The 16,348-nt window shown below is 60.6% G+C and carries 13 protein-coding genes; 3 read left to right on the top strand and 10 right to left on the bottom strand.

Annotated elements, in window-relative coordinates; genetic code table 11:
- Positions 1–50: 50 nt before the first annotated feature.
- From cysS to disA, 4 genes are read right to left on the bottom strand one after another with little or no spacing between them, the layout of a single operon-like run.
- Positions 51–1,517 carry a cysteine--tRNA ligase gene (cysS, locus tag DWZ22_RS03355; protein ID WP_118405435.1) on the bottom strand — a complete coding sequence of 489 codons (1,467 nt, stop codon included), beginning with the start codon at positions 1,515–1,517 and terminating at the stop codon, positions 51–53.
- Between the two features lie 3 nt (positions 1,518–1,520).
- Positions 1,521–2,015, bottom strand: a complete 495-nt coding sequence (gene ispF, locus DWZ22_RS03350; RefSeq protein ID WP_006234975.1) for a 2-C-methyl-D-erythritol 2,4-cyclodiphosphate synthase — start codon at positions 2,013–2,015, stop codon at positions 1,521–1,523.
- Complete coding sequence (ispD, locus tag DWZ22_RS03345) at positions 2,005–2,733, bottom strand: 2-C-methyl-D-erythritol 4-phosphate cytidylyltransferase (protein ID WP_118405434.1); 729 nt, start codon at positions 2,731–2,733, stop codon at positions 2,005–2,007. Before ispD ends, ispF begins: the two co-directional genes overlap by 11 nt.
- Positions 2,733–3,773 carry a DNA integrity scanning diadenylate cyclase DisA gene (gene disA / locus DWZ22_RS03340; protein ID WP_369831362.1) on the bottom strand — a complete coding sequence of 347 codons (1,041 nt, stop codon included), beginning with the start codon at positions 3,771–3,773 and terminating at the stop codon, positions 2,733–2,735. The genes ispD and disA overlap by 1 nt, the downstream gene beginning before the upstream one ends.
- A 376-nt stretch (positions 3,774–4,149) precedes the next feature.
- On the opposite strand from disA, the gene DWZ22_RS03335 reads away from it, so the two are divergent.
- From DWZ22_RS03335 to DWZ22_RS03325, 3 genes are all read left to right on the top strand, one after another.
- Positions 4,150–4,728 carry a manganese efflux pump MntP family protein gene (locus DWZ22_RS03335; protein WP_117635969.1) on the top strand — a complete coding sequence of 193 codons (579 nt, stop codon included), beginning with the start codon at positions 4,150–4,152 and terminating at the stop codon, positions 4,726–4,728.
- Between the two features lie 128 nt (positions 4,729–4,856).
- A complete protein-coding gene (locus DWZ22_RS03330) occupies positions 4,857–5,288 on the top strand; it encodes a helix-turn-helix domain-containing protein (protein WP_158573291.1) in 432 nt (143 codons plus the stop codon).
- Positions 5,289–6,593 carry a type II toxin-antitoxin system HipA family toxin gene (locus tag DWZ22_RS03325; protein ID WP_118405432.1) on the top strand — a complete coding sequence of 435 codons (1,305 nt, stop codon included), beginning with the start codon at positions 5,289–5,291 and terminating at the stop codon, positions 6,591–6,593.
- A gap of 125 nt (positions 6,594–6,718) precedes the next feature.
- On the opposite strand, the gene DWZ22_RS03320 is transcribed toward DWZ22_RS03325, so the two are convergent.
- The 6 genes from DWZ22_RS03320 to tatA all read right to left on the bottom strand — a co-directional run bounded on the left by DWZ22_RS03320 (position 6,719) and on the right by tatA (position 16,186).
- Positions 6,719–8,176 carry an aminoacyl-histidine dipeptidase gene (locus tag DWZ22_RS03320; RefSeq protein WP_117806094.1) on the bottom strand — a complete coding sequence of 486 codons (1,458 nt, stop codon included), beginning with the start codon at positions 8,174–8,176 and terminating at the stop codon, positions 6,719–6,721.
- A gap of 214 nt (positions 8,177–8,390) precedes the next feature.
- Positions 8,391–11,033 carry an ATP-dependent Clp protease ATP-binding subunit gene (locus tag DWZ22_RS03315; RefSeq protein ID WP_117637594.1) on the bottom strand — a complete coding sequence of 881 codons (2,643 nt, stop codon included), beginning with the start codon at positions 11,031–11,033 and terminating at the stop codon, positions 8,391–8,393.
- Between the two features lie 300 nt (positions 11,034–11,333).
- Entirely contained in the window at positions 11,334–12,902 is a 1,569-nt protein-coding gene (locus DWZ22_RS03310) for a threonine/serine exporter ThrE family protein (protein ID WP_199583435.1), read from the bottom strand.
- 387 nt (positions 12,903–13,289) lie between these two features.
- Entirely contained in the window at positions 13,290–15,254 is a 1,965-nt protein-coding gene (gene lysS, locus DWZ22_RS03305; protein WP_117798306.1) for a lysine--tRNA ligase, read from the bottom strand.
- 79 nt (positions 15,255–15,333) lie between these two features.
- Positions 15,334–15,804, bottom strand: coding sequence for a transcription elongation factor GreA (gene greA, locus DWZ22_RS03300; RefSeq protein WP_117798305.1), 471 nt, complete (start codon positions 15,802–15,804; stop codon positions 15,334–15,336).
- 106 nt (positions 15,805–15,910) lie between these two features.
- On the bottom strand, positions 15,911–16,186 hold the full coding sequence (gene tatA, locus DWZ22_RS03295) for a twin-arginine translocase TatA/TatE family subunit (protein WP_022094895.1): 276 nt from the start codon (positions 16,184–16,186) through the stop codon (positions 15,911–15,913).
- Between the last annotated feature and the right edge of the window lie 162 nt (positions 16,187–16,348).

Genomic DNA, 16,348 nt, shown 5'->3' with positions numbered 1-16,348 from the left:
CGAGCGACGGTTTGAACGGCAAGGTCGGGTGCTTGGAAAACCCGCAGGGATTAGAGAGACTTGATACGAGTGCCGGCGGCAGTGTCCTCGATCGTCAGGCCTAGGTCCTTGAGCTGGTCGCGGATGGCGTCGGCCAGATCCCAGTTCTTGGCGGCGCGGGCCTCGGCGCGGGCCTCGAGAATCTTGGCAGCAGCCTCGTCCACGTCGTCGCCCGTGTAGGCGACCAAGCCGGCGGCAACGCCTAGCAGACCCAGCGGCAACTCGACCTTGGGCTCGGGGAGCTCAACGCCAAATGTATCGAGCAGCTCGACCAGCGTATCGGCGGCGGCCAGGGCAGCGGTCTTGTCGGCAGCGTCGCCCGCCTGCTCCAGGTACTGGTTGCACTCGGTCACAAAGCCAAAGACGGCACCCATGGCACCGGCGGTGTTAAAGTCGTCGTCCATGCACTCCTTAAAGGTGGCGCGGGTCTCGGCGGCCTTGGCGGCAAACGCCTCGGATGCTGCCTCATCGGCATCGGCCGTCGCATGGTTCGCGGCCCAGCGCAGGTTCTCGACCGTTCCGGCGATACGCGTGAGTGAGTTCTCGGCACCCTCCAGGCGCTCCCAAGAAAAGTCGAGCGGCGAGCGATAACTCGTCTGCAGCATCAGCAGGCGCAGGGCGGCAGCGGAGTGCTGCTCGAGGACCTCGGCCAGCGTAAAGAAGTTGCCGAGCGACTTGGACATCTTCTCGCCGTCTACCAGCAGCATGCCCGTGTGCATCCAGGTGTTGGAGAAGCCCTGGTGCCAGGCGCAGGTGGCCTGGGCGCACTCGTTCTCGTGGTGCGGGAAGGCAAGGTCGGAGCCACCGCCGTGGATGTCGATCGGGGTGCCCAGGTAGCGATGCACCATGGCGGCGCACTCGGTGTGCCAACCGGGACGGCCCTCGCCCCAGGGGCTCGGCCAACTAGGCTCGCCGGGCTTGGCGGCCTTCCACAAGGCAAAGTCGAGCGGGTCGTTCTTGTCCTCGTTCTCCTCGATGCGCGCACCAACCATAAGGTCATCGATGTTGCGGCCCGAGACCTGGCCATAGTTGGGATCGCTGCGCACGGCAAAGTACACATCACCGTTATCGGCGGCGTAAGCGTGGCCCTGCTCGATAAGCGTCTTGATCATGGCGATCATGGGGCCGATCTCCTTGGTGGCGCGGGGGCGCACATCGGGATCGAGCACGTTGGCGGCGCGCATGACGCCAATGAACTTGTCGGAGAACTCCGTCGCGACCTCGGCGGCAGTGCGGCCCTGCTCGTTGGCGCGCTTGATGATCTTATCGTCGACATCGGTGAGGTTCTGGGCGAACGTGACCTCGTAGCCGCTCGCGATGAGCCAGCGACGAATCACGTCAAAGCTGATGAACGTGCGGGCATTGCCGATGTGGATGTTGTCGTAGACCGTGGGGCCACACACGTACATGCGGACCTTGCCGGACTCGATGGGCTGGAACTCTTCCTTTTTATGGGTAGCGCTGTTGTAGATACGCATTCGTTACTCCTTAACGGTTTTCTGTAGCAGGCAGACGGCCCAGGCACCGATTCCCTCGCCCTGGCCTTCCCAACCGAGCTTTTCGGTCGTAGTGGCGGCGACGCCCACGTTTTCGACGTCAACGCCCAGGGCATGGGCAAGGTTGGCGCGCATGGCATCGCGGTGCGGAGTGATCTTGGGTTGCTGACAGGCAATGGTGCAATCGGCATCGACAAACTCAAAGCCCAGCTCGCGCGCATAGTCCATCACGCGAGCGAGCAGCACCATCGAATCGGCACCCTCGTAGGCGGGATCGGTGTCGGGGAACAATTTGCCGATGTCTCCCCCGCGGCAGGCGCCCAGAATGGCGTCGGCCAAGGCGTGTGCGAGCACATCGGCATCCGAGTGACCCAGCAGGCCGCGCTCGTAGGGAATGTCGACCCCGCCGATGATACATCGACGCCCCTCCACCAAACGGTGGACGTCGTAGCCGTGGCCAATGCGCAGGTTACTGAACATGGGGAAGGTCCTCTCCCTCGGCCATACGGCCAAGCAGAATCGCGGTTACGGGACGCAGGTCCTCGGGCACCGTCACCTTAAGGTTATCGCGCGGGCTCTGGACACAGCGGACGCGCCCGCCCATGCGCTCAACCAGCGATGAATCGTCGGTACCGATAAAGTCCTCGGCGATAGCAGCGGCGTGAGCGCGCTTCATGGCGTCGACGATAAAGATCTGCGGCGTCTGTGCGGTCCAATAGAGCTCGCGCGGCGGCGTCTCGACGATATTATCGCCGTCGACGATCTTGAGCGTGTCGATCGCGGGCTGGCCGCACACGACGCCGTCGAGCGAGCGGTCACCCACAAGCACGTCAATCGCATGATCGATGGCCTCGGTCGTGATGAGCGGACGGGCGCCGTCGTGGATGGCGACATATTCGAAACCCGCCGGTACCGCATGCACGCCGGCACGGGTGGAGTCCTGGCGGGTATCGCCGGCATCGGCAAAACTGATGGGCGTGTCATAGTCAAAGGGGTCGATGGCCAGGCGGCGCATCTCGGCACGGTGCTCGGCAGGGCACACCACCACGATGTGGCCGACCTTGTCGCTACGATCGAACGCGCGGATGGACCAGCTCATGAGCGGACGACCCGCCACGTTAACGAGCTGCTTGCCGCCGGGATTTCCAAAGCGCTGACCGCTGCCGCCGGCAACGACCACGGCGCATACGGGCGCCATTATGCGTTCCCCTGTTTGGTGCCCTTCATGCGGTACAGGGAGTCCGCAAGAATGGCAGGGTTGTTGACGCCAAAGTCGCCCAGGCGCTCCGGATCCTCGCTGATGTCATCCATGAGCTCCTGCAGCGAGCCGTACTCGTCGACGATCTTCTCGGCCACGCCGTCGCGCACGACGGACACGCGCGAAAGCGTGCGCAGGCCCAGCGGCGTCATGACGGAGTCCTCGTCCAGGTCGTCGTAACCCAGAACCGCCGCCACATGCTGTGGGTCGGACAGGTCCTTAGGCGTCATACGGCTCAGGTTGGCGCGGATCTTTTCGGCATTGGCCTCGGAGGAATCACTCGCATAGTCGCGAATCATCAGGTCGTACTCGGTATCCATGCTGGAGCCGGCGAGCTGCTCGAGCTGCATCTGCACGAGCTTGCCCTGGTTGCCCAGCTTGACAATGCAATCCTTAAGCTCAGTCTTTGCCTGCTGCATGATCTCGAAGCTCGAGAAAATCCCGGTGATATCGGCGAGCGTAACGTAGTCATCGAGCTCGAGGGCCGTCAGACGCAGCAGGGAGCGGTCGAGCGACTGACGGGTGGTCTGAAGCGTGGCGACGAGCTGGTTGACCGAGCTCATGATGGTGGTGACGGGCTGGATCTCATAGCTCTTGCCGTGAACGTACACGTTGACGACGGCACGACGGGCCGAGACCGAGATCACGATGGCATCGGTGAGCACCGACATGCGAGCGGCAGTGCGGTGACGCATGCCCGTCTCGCTCGTGGCAAGCGAGGGATCGGGATTGAGGTGGAAGTTGGCGCGCAGGATCTGGGTGAGGTCGCCGTCGATAACGATGGCACCGTCCATCTTGGAGAGCTCGAACAGGCGGTTCGAGGTGAACGAAATGTTGAGTGGGAAGCCGTCGTTACCGGCAGCGAGCACGTTTTCGGTGTCGCCGACGCAGATAAGGGCACCCAGATGACCGGCGATGATCATGTCGAGGGCGGTGCGGATCGGCTGACCAGGTGCCGTCAGGCGGATGGCCTGTTCCATACGCTTTTGCAGCTCGTTCTTATCCAAGGCATCGCTCCCATCGCATACGCTCCATAAACGCTAAATAGTTTCTCACGGTTTGTCCCCGCGGCGCTCGCGAAATCCGATGCTTACAGAATGAGCGAACACCGCTGAGAGCCTCAACCCAAATGAGCTGTTCATGTGGTAGCATCGGGATTCACATGAATGAGGGAGTAGTCGCGTGACCGGGTTCGCCTCTGGTGGCGCGGCAAGTCAACATACTGGCCGAAACGGTCTGGCTTGCCTTAATGAACGAGACTCGTGGTTGTACGCGCAGCGCGTACGCCACGGGTCTTTTTTGTTGCTCCCCTGTCAGAAGTACACGCGGGTTCGCCCGCAAGGAGGGAGCCAAACCATGGGACTCGTAGAGCTCGTGCTGCTCGCCATTGGCCTTTCGATGGACGCCTTTGCCGTATCCATCTGCAAGGGCCTTGGCATGAAGAAGATCAACCTTAAGGTCGCCGTAGTGCTCGGCCTGTTCTTTGGCGGCTTCCAGGCCGGCATGCCCGTGATCGGATGGGCGCTTGGCAGCCAGTTTATGGGCATCATCGGCCCCATCGACCATTGGATTGCCTTTATCCTTTTGGCCTTCATCGGCGGCAAAATGCTGTGGGAGGCTTTTACCGAGGACGAGGATGAAGGCGACGGCAAGAATGCCGAAAAGATTGAACTGAGCGAGTACCTGATCCTCGCCATCGCCACCTCAATCGACGCCCTGGCCGTGGGCATCTCGTTCGCCGCGCTTTCGGTCGACATCGTTCCCGCCGTATCGCTTATCGGCGTCACAACGTTTATCTTCTCCGTCGCCGGCGTAGCGATCGGCCACACCTTTGGCGCGCGCTACGAAAAACCTGCCACCATCGTGGGCGGCATCGTGCTCATCCTCATCGGACTTAAGATCTTGCTTGAGCATCTGGGGATTTTGGCGCTGTAACGCCAAACACAATCGCTCAAAACTCAACGCCAGTACAAGGCCTCATGCAAAGTTTTGCATGAGGCCTTTTCGTGCAGACTTTTGCATGTCATACTGATATGCAAAAGTCTGCACGTTAGGAGATCGCCGTGAATACCCTTCCCATCACCACACCGCGCCAAGCTGGCATCTACGTGCGCCAGGCACGCGAGGCTCAGGGTCTCACCCGTGCCGCCCTCGCCAAAACGGCCAGTGTTTCCGAGCGCCTGCTCGCATCGCTCGAGCTAGGAGACGCCACCGGCATTCGACTCGACAAGTTGCTGTCCGTCTTTAACGCACTCGGCATAGGTCTCTTTGCGCAAAGCGATAACGACTCCATCGCATCGCCCTCCGAACATCCGACGACGAAAGCGGACCTCCCTATCGCGAACTCGAATGCCCTGCCAAAGCCAAGCGTAGGCAGACGACCCGCTCGACAGGGAACGCCATCTTCCTATGGTGCCTTGCTGGCCCACATCGCAGCCGAGCAAGGCCTTTCCGACACTTCAGACCTCTCCTTTGGCTGTAAGGTTGTGAAATAAATGGCAGAGATGGAGCTTGCGACCCTCATTTGTGGCGAAATCGCAGGCACTCTCCGGCAAGACGAGCATGGACTCTGCAGCTTTGTATACGCCCCAACCTATCGCGGAGCACCACTATCGCTTACAATGCCGCTTTCCAATCGCACGTATGGCCATAACATCGTCCGCCCGTTCCTATTTGGCCTTTTGCCCGACAGCCAAGAGCAGCGCCGCGCTATTGCCGCCGAGCATGACGTTGCATCCAACAACCCCGTCGCCCTCTTGTGCCATATCGGTCTTGACTGCGCAGGGGCCGTTCAGTTTTGTCGAACCGATCAATTAGGCGCCGCCCGCGGCAGGGTCTCGACATACCGCCCGCTTACCAATTCTCAAATCGCTCACAAGCTCAAAGCAATTCGCGATGACGAAAGAGAGACATGGATGGGCTCCAACGAAAGCTGGTCCCTGGGCGGCAACCAAGGCAAATTTGCACTAGCTTGGCATGATGGCCAATGGTGCGAATGTCTAGGGTCATCCCCCACTACCCATATCTTCAAAAATGGTGTCGTTGGGTTCAAACATCAGGCCTTAAACGAATTCGTCTGCATGAAAACGGCTCGGCGTGTTGGCATTCCAACTGCCAACGTCTCCTATTGCACATTTGAAGACGAAGCCGCGCTCGTCGTTGAACGGTACGACAGAATGGTCAATAGCAGCGGAAATATCGAAAGGCTGCATCAGGAGGACTTTTGCCAGGCGCTCGGTGTATTGCCAAGCCAGAAATACACCGCCGACGGAGGACCAACCACGCGAGACATCCAAGAACGACTGATTAACACAGTCCCCCACCACATGAATCTTGTGCTTTTTACCTATATGTTGTTCTATAACGCCATTATCGGAGCGCCTGACGCACACGCTAAAAACTACTCGCTCATCCTAGGCAAAGGCACAAACGCAGCGCTCGCACCCATGTACGATGTCGCATCGGGCTTGGCGTACGAGCGTATGCGCCGCCGGGCGCGCCTTGCCATGAGCGTTGGCGGCGAAAATCGAGTGGGGCGTATCGGTCCAGGCGCTATCCGCCGATACCACGGTATGGGCGACCCCGCGCTGGAGGCGGCGCTCACCGATGCCGGGCTATCCGAGAAGTTTTGCTTTGCGACCATGATGGACCTCGCCTACGAGGTGCCCATTTGCATGGAAGAGATCATGGACGAATACGCCGACCTGCCCGGCATGGCGGACCTGCGCGAGCACATGCTCGGCCCCGTCCGCGAAAACTGCCAGCGCACCCTCGACCTCATCAAGGCGGATATGGGCTAGGCGCCAATCAATCCACATTTCTTAAAAGAAGAGGGGGGCACCCGTCGCAAAAGTTCGGATGCCCCCTCTCGTAATGTCATTTGCAATCCGCTAGCACGTGGCTCGAACTGCTGCTAGCGCGACCTTTACGCAGCGAGGCGCTTGAGGACGTCGATGAGCAGCTCGTAGAAGCGCTCGGCAGAAGCGAGCTCCATGCTCTCGTCCGGGGTGTGGACATCGGAGAGCGTCGGGCCCACGGCGATGGCGTCCAGGCCGTGCAGGGCCTCAGCAAACAGGCCGCACTCAAGGCCGGCGTGAATGGACTCGATGCGCAGCTCGGAGCCAAAGAGCTCGCGATAGCTCTCGACAAAAACGTCGCGGACCGGCGAATGCTCGGCATAGCTCCAGCCGGGATACTCGAACTCGAACTTGGCGTCGAAGCCCAAGACATCGGCCAGCGTCTGCAGGCGGTCCTTGAACTCGTTCTGCAGCGAGGTGATCGAGGAGCGCGGGGACAGCATGATCTTGACCTGGTCGTCGGAAGTGGCGACCACGCCGATGTTGGAGGAAACCTCGACGGAGCCGTCGGTGGCGACGTTGCGGCGAATCACGCCGTTAGGGGCAAGACGCAGGGCGCGGATGAGGGCAAGCGCGGACTTCTGATCCATGGCCTCGACCTCGGCGTCGTCGGCAATCTCGACGGTGCAGGTAAAGCCGGGGTCGAAGACCTCGAGCTCGGCAGTGACGTCGGCGATGATGCCCTTTGCGATCTGGGCCGCGGCCTCGGCGGCAGCGTGGTCGGCGTAAACCAGCTCGGCCTTGCACTCACGGTTGATGGCGTTGTCCTTAGTGCCGCCGTTAAAGCTAACGATGGCGGGCTCGCCGGCGACCATCAGGCGGTCGATGATGCGGGCCATGATGAGGTTGCCGTTGCCGCGCTCCAGGTTGATATCGTTGCCGGAATGACCACCCAGTAGGCCGGAGATGTCGAGCGTGAGGGTGCTGCCGGTCTTGTGCTCGCGCACGATGGGGCAGGTGTAGGTAACAACGACGCCGCCAGCGCAGCTGACGGTGGCAACGCCCTCTTCCTCGGAGTCAAGGTTAATCATGGTGCGGGCGCTAATCTGGGACTTGTCGAGCGTCTCGGCGCCGACCAGGCCAGTCTCCTCGTCGGTGGTGAATACGCACTCGAGGGCGGGGTGAGCAATCGAATCGTCGTTGAGCACAGTAAGCATCAGAGCGACAGCAATACCGTTGTCGGCGCCCAGGGTGGTGCCGTTAGCGGTGAGGACGCCGTCCTTCACGACCAGGTCGATACCGTCGGTCGTAAAGTCGTGCTCAACAGAGCCCAACTTGTCGCACACCATATCGATGTGGCCCTGCAGCATCACAGTCGGGGCATTCTCGGCGCCGGCAGAAGCGGGCTTGCGAATGATGACGTTGTAGACCTCGTCCTGGTACACATCGAGGCCGCGCTCCTTGGCAAACGCAACCAGGAAATCGCTGATGCCCTTCTCGTTGCCAGACCCACGGGGGATCGCGCTGACCTCCTCAAAGAAATGGAACAGCTGGGCGGGCTCGTAGCCGGTGATCTTGTAATCCATGGTGCCTCCTTGGCGCAACTGGTTAGACAGTAAGACATGCGCCTTGTATATTCCCAGACTTTGCGTGCATAAACCAGTCGAAAACGCCGAGCGCCCTTGCATCATCGGCTAACGGTGAACCGCATAGCGTAACGGTCACAACTACCGCAGCTCTACAAATCGAGGCGCCCTTTCCGGAGCGCCTCGATTGCGCGTATCAAATTGTCGCCACGCCCTACAGCGCGCCGGAACCGGCTTGCATCATGCCACCGGGGCCCGAGGTCACGCCGCCGCTCACGGGCGCGGCGTTGCCGGTGTGCGGTGCCGCCGGGGCGGTATCGCCACCGAGCGTGCCCGCCGGACGCGGTGCCGGGATCTCGCCCGTGCCATGGCTAAAGACAAACTTGCCATCGGCCACGTCGCACAGGACGGTATCGCCCTCACCCCACTCGCCGGCCAGAAGCTCCTCGGACAGCGGGTCCTCGATGAGCTTTTGAATAGCACGGCGCAGCGGACGCGCACCGTTGGTGAGGTCGGTGCCCTCGGCCACGATCTTGTCATAGGCCGCATCGGTGAGCTTGATGTTCATGCCGTTGGCAATCAGGCGCTGGCGCAGATCGTCCACCAGCAGGTGAGCGATCTTGGTCAGGTTCTCGCCCGAGAGCTTCTGGAACACCACGATGTCGTCGATGCGGTTGAGCAGCTCGGGGCGGAACAGGCGCTTGAGCTCGCCCATGGCGCGGCCGCGGATCTCACTCGAGGTGAGGCCCTGCTCGCCGGTGGTGCCAAAGCCAACGCTTGCATCCTGCGCAATCTCGCGGGCGCCCACGTTGGACGTCATGATGATCACGGTGTTGCGGAAGTCGACCGTCTTGCCCTGGCTATCGGTCAGACGACCCTCTTCCAGCACCTGCAGCAGGATGTTGAAGATATCGGGGTGCGCCTTCTCGATCTCGTCGAACAGCACGACCGAGTACGGGTGGCGACGAACGGTCTTGGTGAGCTGGCCGCCCTCATCGTGACCGACGTAACCCGGAGGGCTGCCGATGAGCTTGGAGACCTCGAACTCGCTACCGAACTCGGACATGTCGAAGCTGATGAGTGCGTCCTTGCTGCCAAAGAGGTACTCGGCGAGCGTCTTGGCAAGCTCGGTCTTGCCCGTGCCGGTGGGACCAAGGAAGATAAAGCTGCCGCCGGGGCGACGCGGGTCCTTGAGCGGCGAGCGGCTGCGGCGCACGGCCTTGGCAACGGCCTCGACAGCCTCATCCTGACCGATGATGCGCGTCTTGAGCACGCTTTCGGTCTGCAGCAGGCGCCGGCTCTCGCTCTCGGTAAGCGAGGATACCGGCACGCCCGAAGTCACGGACACGATATCGGCGATCTGACTCACATCGATGGTGAGCGGGCTGGCGTCGAGCTCGGCGGTCCAGGCAGCCTTGGCCTCGGCGAGTTCAATCTCGGCAGCCTTCTGCTGCTCGGTGATCTCGGCGGCCTTGTTCATGTCGTCGCTCTCGGTGGCCTCCTGCGCGGCGGCCTTGAGCTCCTCTATGCGATGCTCGGCCTCGCGCACCGGCTCGGGCGCGCGGTTGGCGGCGATGCGAGCGCGGGCACCGGCCTCGTCAATGAGGTCGATGGCCTTATCGGGCAGGAAGCGATCCTGGATGTAGCGGTTGGAGAGGTTCGCGGCGGCCTCGATGGCACCCTGCGTGTAACGCACGTGGTGGTGCTCCTCGTAGCGTGGCTTGAGCGCAGTCAGAATCTTGACGGTGTCCTCGACACTCGGCTCCTCGACATCGATGGTCTGGAAGCGACGCTCGAAGGCCGGGTCCTTGGTGAGGTACTTGCGGAATTCCTCGGCCGTGGTGGCGCCGATAATCTGGAAGGCACCGCGCGCGAGCACAGGCTTGAGCATGGAGCTCGCGTCGATGGAGCCCTCGGCAGAACCGGCACCGATGATGGTGTGCATCTCGTCGATAAACAGGATGACGTCGTCGGCTTCGGTTGCCTCCTGGATTACGTTCTTGAGGCGCTCCTCAAACTCACCGCGGTACTTGGCGCCCGCCACGAGGCCCGGCAAGTCGAGCGTCCAGATGTTCTGGTTCATAAGGTTCTCGGGCACGTTGCCGGCTGCAATCTGCTGAGCCAGACCCTCGACGATGGCCGTCTTGCCCACGCCGGGGTCGCCCAGAATGAGTGGGTTGTTCTTGGTGCGGCGCGAAAGAATTTCCATCATACGCTGGACTTCCTTTTCGCGACCAATCACCGGATCGAGTTCGCCGTCGCGCGCCTTCTGCGTAAGGTTGGTCGCGAACTGCTTAAGCGTATCGGTGCCGCTCCCCTTTTGCTGGGAGGCATCCGAGCCGCTAAAGAACGGCAGGCCCGTACCGGGACGACCAGCACCGGCGCCAGCGAGCGGGCGCTTCTTATCCTGGTCCTTGGCGGTGAGTTTCTCGATAGCCTTTTTGATGGAGGCGGACGACACACCCAGGCGCATGAGGATGTCCATGGCCATGCCGTTGCCCTCTTCGACGATGCCGATCAGCAAGTGCTCGGTCGACACGTAGGTCTGGTTGTTTTCACGCGCCACGCGGAATGAACGCTCCATCACGCTAATGACGAGCGGCGTAAAGGCGAGCTTGGCCGCCTCGGTCTCCTCACTGGGCTCGGGAACCGTGGTCTGGACCTCTTTGAGAGTATCCATGATGTCATCGTAGGAGATGTCGAGCGAACGCAGTGCCTCGGCGGCAATGCCCTCGTCCTCCTTAGCGAGTGCGAGCAGCAGGTGCTCGGTACCCACCTTATTTGAGTGAAGATCGAGCGCTTCTTGCTTGGCCATGGACATGACCTTGCGCGCGCGATCGGTAAAACGGTCTAACATGCTAGTTCCTCTTAGACGAGCTAGTTTTTTTCAAACGCAAAGCGCCGCCCCGCGGCAGCGCTTTGGTCTCTTTACCCATATGGAGTATATGTTAACCGTTGGGACCTTTCCCGCCCGTAGCCGCGCGACAACGTCTACAAAAAAGGAATTGCCAGGTGCCTCTGCATCGGCCCAACGAGCGTGGATTTTCGGACACCCATTCCACGAGCGTGGATAATCTCCCGTTTTGAGCCCGTAAACAGGCCAAAAACGGGAGATTATCCACGTTCATGTTTTGCGGATCAGTTTCATTTGCACCAATTAGCTGGTGTGGCGCCAGCGAGGGTCGGTGAGCGTACGCGCCACACCCAGGCCAACGGGCAAAAACGCCACGATGAGCACTGCACGCACAAACCAGCCGAGCATATTGACCGTGTCGAAGGTGCACATGTAATACATCGAGCGATACAGATACAAGCCCGGCACCATAATGACAATCGATGGCACCGTGAGGGCGATACGTGGGTAGGTGAGCTTGATTTCGGCTAAGCTCGCGAGCAGCCCCGATACCAACGCACCAGTAAACGCAGCCGCCTCGGGAGGCATGCCCGCACTCAGGCCCAAGAAGGGAAGCAGCGTCGGCGCATCGACGAGCGTAAGGCGCAAGGTATTAGACACGGCGCCGATGAGCCCTGCCGCTGCTGCCATCTTTACCGGGCTGTTGAACATAACCGAGAAGCCAAATACGCCGATAAAGCTCATCAGTATGCGCAAGAGCGTAAGAGCCAACGGCGAAAGGCCGAGCGGGGCAAAATCATCCGGTGCCAGCCCCACACACTCGGCAACCATCCAGCCCACAAGGGTCGCCATCACAATAATCGACACGGCATACGAAAGACGCTCAATGCCGCTTCGCATATCGAGCTTAGCGATGTCGAGGCCTGCCGTAATGAGGGGAAAGCCGGGAATCACAAAGAGCATGGCGCCGATATAGCCTTCTTGGTGCGACATTGCCCCCGGTACGACCTGGCCAAGGCCGAGCAATGCCAGCAGATACGAGACGCAAGCGAGCGCAACGCCAATCGTCAGCGCGCTAAACTGGCCAAGACCCTGCTTGAGAATATGAGAGCGAGCAAAGTTGCCAACACCAGCGCCTACGAATGCGCAGGCCATCTCGATAGGGCCGCCGCCGAGCAAAAAGACGAAGGCGCCGCAAGCACAAGCTGCCGCAAGGCCCTGTTGCCAGGGAGAGTAATCGGGTTTTGAACTCTCAACGGTCTTGAGCATCTCGTGGTATTCGTGCACGGTAAACCGGCGCCCATACGTCTCGATTTCCTTTAGGAAGCTCTCCATCATCCAAATGCGATGGGTATTGACTCCCGTTGTGGGCAGGCTGACAACCTCGTTAAAGCAGTGGCCATCTTCGATGCAGGTGCACTCAAACGACAGAAGACTTAAGTCAACGTGGACGGTGACACCGAGTACGGCGGCGACGCGATTCATGGTATCGCGTACACGCCAGGCACCCGTTCCGCTCGCGAGCATAAGCATACCGGTGCGGCAGATGATGGATGACTTATCGGTGAGCGGCGCATCGACGGCAAGCTCATCGCCTGCCGTCACGATCTGGTGCCAGTCAGTTTTCATATGGAGTGCGCCGGCACGAACACCGTGGTGCATGGGGGCTCTCGAAAGCAGCGAGTCAAGGCGCGAAGACTGTGGGGACTCCGTTGATTCGTCCTCAACCTCATCAGTCTCTTCATCGACCAGATCAAATGAGTCAAGCGATGCCGGCTCGCGACGATCGATTAGCTCCTCATCCTCATCGTCAAAGTAATTGAACTGATCGAGCATGTCCTCTTCGATTGCACGCTCGCTCGCGTCGTCCATATAGACGCTCCCTTCCTACCGACTAACCCCCATCCTAGGCAGCGACGGCTAAAGGAAACATAAAAGAGACGACTGTCATGCGAGCCATGCGCGCAATAGCCGTTGGGTAGTCGTTTAAGAACGTCCCCAATGACTATTGACAGCCAAGGCAACGTCGATGCCCTGGCAACGACAGCGAAAGCCCGCCAGAGCGAGCAAGGTGCTTTGAAACGAGATGCCACCATAGGTTGAGCATAAGTCAGCGAGCGGGTCGCATTTGAGACAAGGTGACGTGAAACGAAAGGGCGCTGACCTTCTGGTCGCGCCCTTGAAGTTGAAGGTCAGATTGTCCAAATGCGGCCCGCGCAGCGTCGAGCCGTTACGCGGTTCGTAGAACCGCGTAACTAGTTAGTACATCTTTGCGCCGGCGGGGATGGAAGCGTCGAGCTGGATCAGGTTGAGGCGCTCCTCGCCCTCCTCCTCGTGGACAGCGCTGATCAGCATGCCGCAGCTGGGAATACCCATCATCTTGCGCGGAGGCAGGTTGGTGATGGCGAGCAGCGTCTTACCGACCAGGTCCTCGGGCTCATAGTAGCCATGAATGCCGGAGAGGATGGTACGGTCGGTGCCGGTGCCGTCGTCGAGCGTAAAGTTCAGCAGCTTCTTGGACTTCTTGACGGCCTCGCATGCCTTGACCTTCACGGCGCGGAAGTCGCTCTTGGAGAAGGTATCAAAGTCGACGAACTCCTCAAACAGCGGCTCAACGGCAATCTTGGAATAATCAACCGTGGGCTTGAGCGACTTAACGAACGGGCTCGCGGCGTTGCCGGCCTCGGCAGCCTTGGCAGCAGCGGCACCGGACTGGAAACCCTTCTCGGGCTTCATGTGCGGGAACAGCAGCACGTCGCGGATGGAAGCCTGGTTGGTGAGCAGCATGACCACGCGGTCGATACCGATGCCGATGCCGCCCGCGGGAGGCATACCGTACTCGAGGGCGCGCACGTAGTCTTCGTCATACTCCATGGCCTCATCGTCGCCGCCGGCCTTCTCGGCCATCTGGGCAGCAAAGCGCTCAGCCTGGTCGACCGGGTCGTTGAGCTCGGAGAACGCGTTGGCGTACTCGTGACCGGCAATAACCAGCTCAAAGCGGTGCGTCAGGCGCGGGTCGTCCTCAAAGCGCTTGGCAAGCGGGCTGACCTCGATGGGGTAATCGCACACGAACGTGGGGTTGACGATGGTGTCCTCGCCCAGCTCATCGTAGATCTCGGCGATAATCTTGCCGGCGGTCCACTCGGGCTTAATCTCCAGGCCCTTCTCGCGCGCAGCGGCAGCAAGCTCCTCGACCGGCGTATCGATGGTGACCTGCTTGCCGAGCACGTCGGAGACGATGTCGGTCATGGGACGGCTGGCCCACTCACCAGAAAGGTCGATGGTCTGGCCCTGGTACTCGATGACCTCGGGGTTGCCGATGGCCTTGTTCGCAGCCTTGATGACGCCCTGGGCGAGCGCCTTCATGCCCTCGAGGTCGGAGAAGGCACGGTAGGCCTCCATCGTGGTGAACTCGGGGTTGTGGGTAAGGTCCATGCCCTCGTTACGGAAGATGCGGCCGATCTCGAACACGCGCTCAAAACCACCGACGATGCAGCGCTTGAGGTGAAGCTCGGTGGCAATACGCAGGTAGCACTCCTGATCGAGCGCGTTAAAGTGCGTGATGAACGGCTTGGCCGTGGCACCACCCTGGATGGTCTGCAGGATAGGGGTCTCAACCTCCATGTAGCCGTCGGACTCCATAAAGCGGCGGAAGGTGGAGAGAATCTGCGAACGCTTACGGAAGGTCTCGCGAACGTCGTCGTTGGCGATCAGGTCGACATAGCGCTGGCGATAGCGGGTCTCCTTGTCGGAAAGACCGTGGAACTTCTCGGGCAGCGGACGAACGGCCTTGGCAAGCAGGGTCGCGCTCTTAGGGGCAACGGAAAGCTGGCCACGCTGGGTGCGCACGACCACGCCGGTCACACCCAGGATGTCGCCCAGGTCGAGGGCCTTGAGCGTACTCCAGGCAGCCTCGTCCATGTCGTTGATGCGGCAGAACAGCTGAATCTCGGCAGTCGCATCGCGCACGACGATGAACATGATCTTGCCCTGACCGCGCTTGGCGACCACGCGGCCGGCGATCTTCACGACGTCCTCGGTGTCCTCGCCATCGGCAAGCTCGGCGTACTTAGTCTCGATATCGGCGACGTAGTCCTCAAGCTCAGAGTGCTCGGGATAGGGGTTCTGGCCCGCCTCGAACAGGGCGGCGCGCTTGGCCAGGCGGGTGGCGCGCTCGTCGTTGAGCGTCGATGCCTGATCGGCGGCGTTCTGGTTCTCTGCCATAAGTTAGCTCCTCAAACTAAAACGCTCCCCAGGATTCGGTCCCAGGGAGCGAAAACATACCTTTACGCGGGACCGTGGTCTAGCGTGCGATCTTGGCGATGGTGTAGACGCGAGTCTTGCCGGAAGGCGTAACGACCTCGACGGAGTCGCCCTCGCCGTGACCGATGATGGCGTGACCGACCGGAGACTCGTTGGAAATCTTGTGCTCGAGCGAGTTGGTCTCGGTGGTACCGACGAGCGTGACTTCCATGACCTCACCGTTGGGATCAATCAGAGAAACGGTGGAACCGATGGAGACGGTCAGATCGCCCGCGGTGGCAGCAACCTGAGCGTTGGCGAGGATGGCCTGGATCTCGGCAATACGAGCGGCGTTCTGGGCCTGCTTGTCCTTGGCGGCGTCATACTCGGAGTTCTCCGAAAGGTCGCCGAACGCGCGGGCTTCCTTGATGTCCTCGACGATCTCCTTGGCGTAATCGCCCTCACGCCAAGCGAGCTCCTCGACGAGCTTCTGGCGGCCCTCAGCGGTCAGTACGATCTGGCTTGCGTCCATACGGATATCTCCCCAACTCTGATCAAACAATCAACTGTCAACAAAACGAAAAAGACCGGCTAGCCTGCGGGCAAGCCGGTCAGGTGCTCACCCCAAAGGGATGGGACTACTCTGCGTCCGCGTCGCTGTCCTCTGCCTGCTTCTTCTTGGCAGCAGCGAGCTTGGCCTCGAGCTCAGCGATCTCCTTGTCCTCCTCGGACTGCTCGACCACGACCTCCTCGGCCTGTTTGGTCTCGGCCTTATCGTCGCCCTCCATACCCTCGCGGATATTCTTGACGGTAGAGCCGAGGGACTTGCCGAGCTTCGGCAGGTTCTTGGGCCCGAAGATAATCAGGACAACGACGAGAATAATGATGAGCTCAGGAGCCCTCAGTCCAAACATGTAGACCTCCACAATACAGCGAGACAAGCTCGAATGAGTATACCGCGGGTATCGCGGTATCACAACAATAGCTAAAAAAAGGGACCGCAAGAAGCGGTCCCTCCTCATGCTCTGGTCGGGTACAGTTCGCCTATTGCGAACCCGGACCGATAGCCATCGTGC

It is taken from the genome of Collinsella sp. AF31-11 (assembly GCF_003475605.1).
Classification (GTDB): Bacteria; Actinomycetota; Coriobacteriia; order Coriobacteriales; family Coriobacteriaceae; genus Collinsella.
This window is presented reverse-complemented; position numbering and strand designations above follow the sequence as displayed.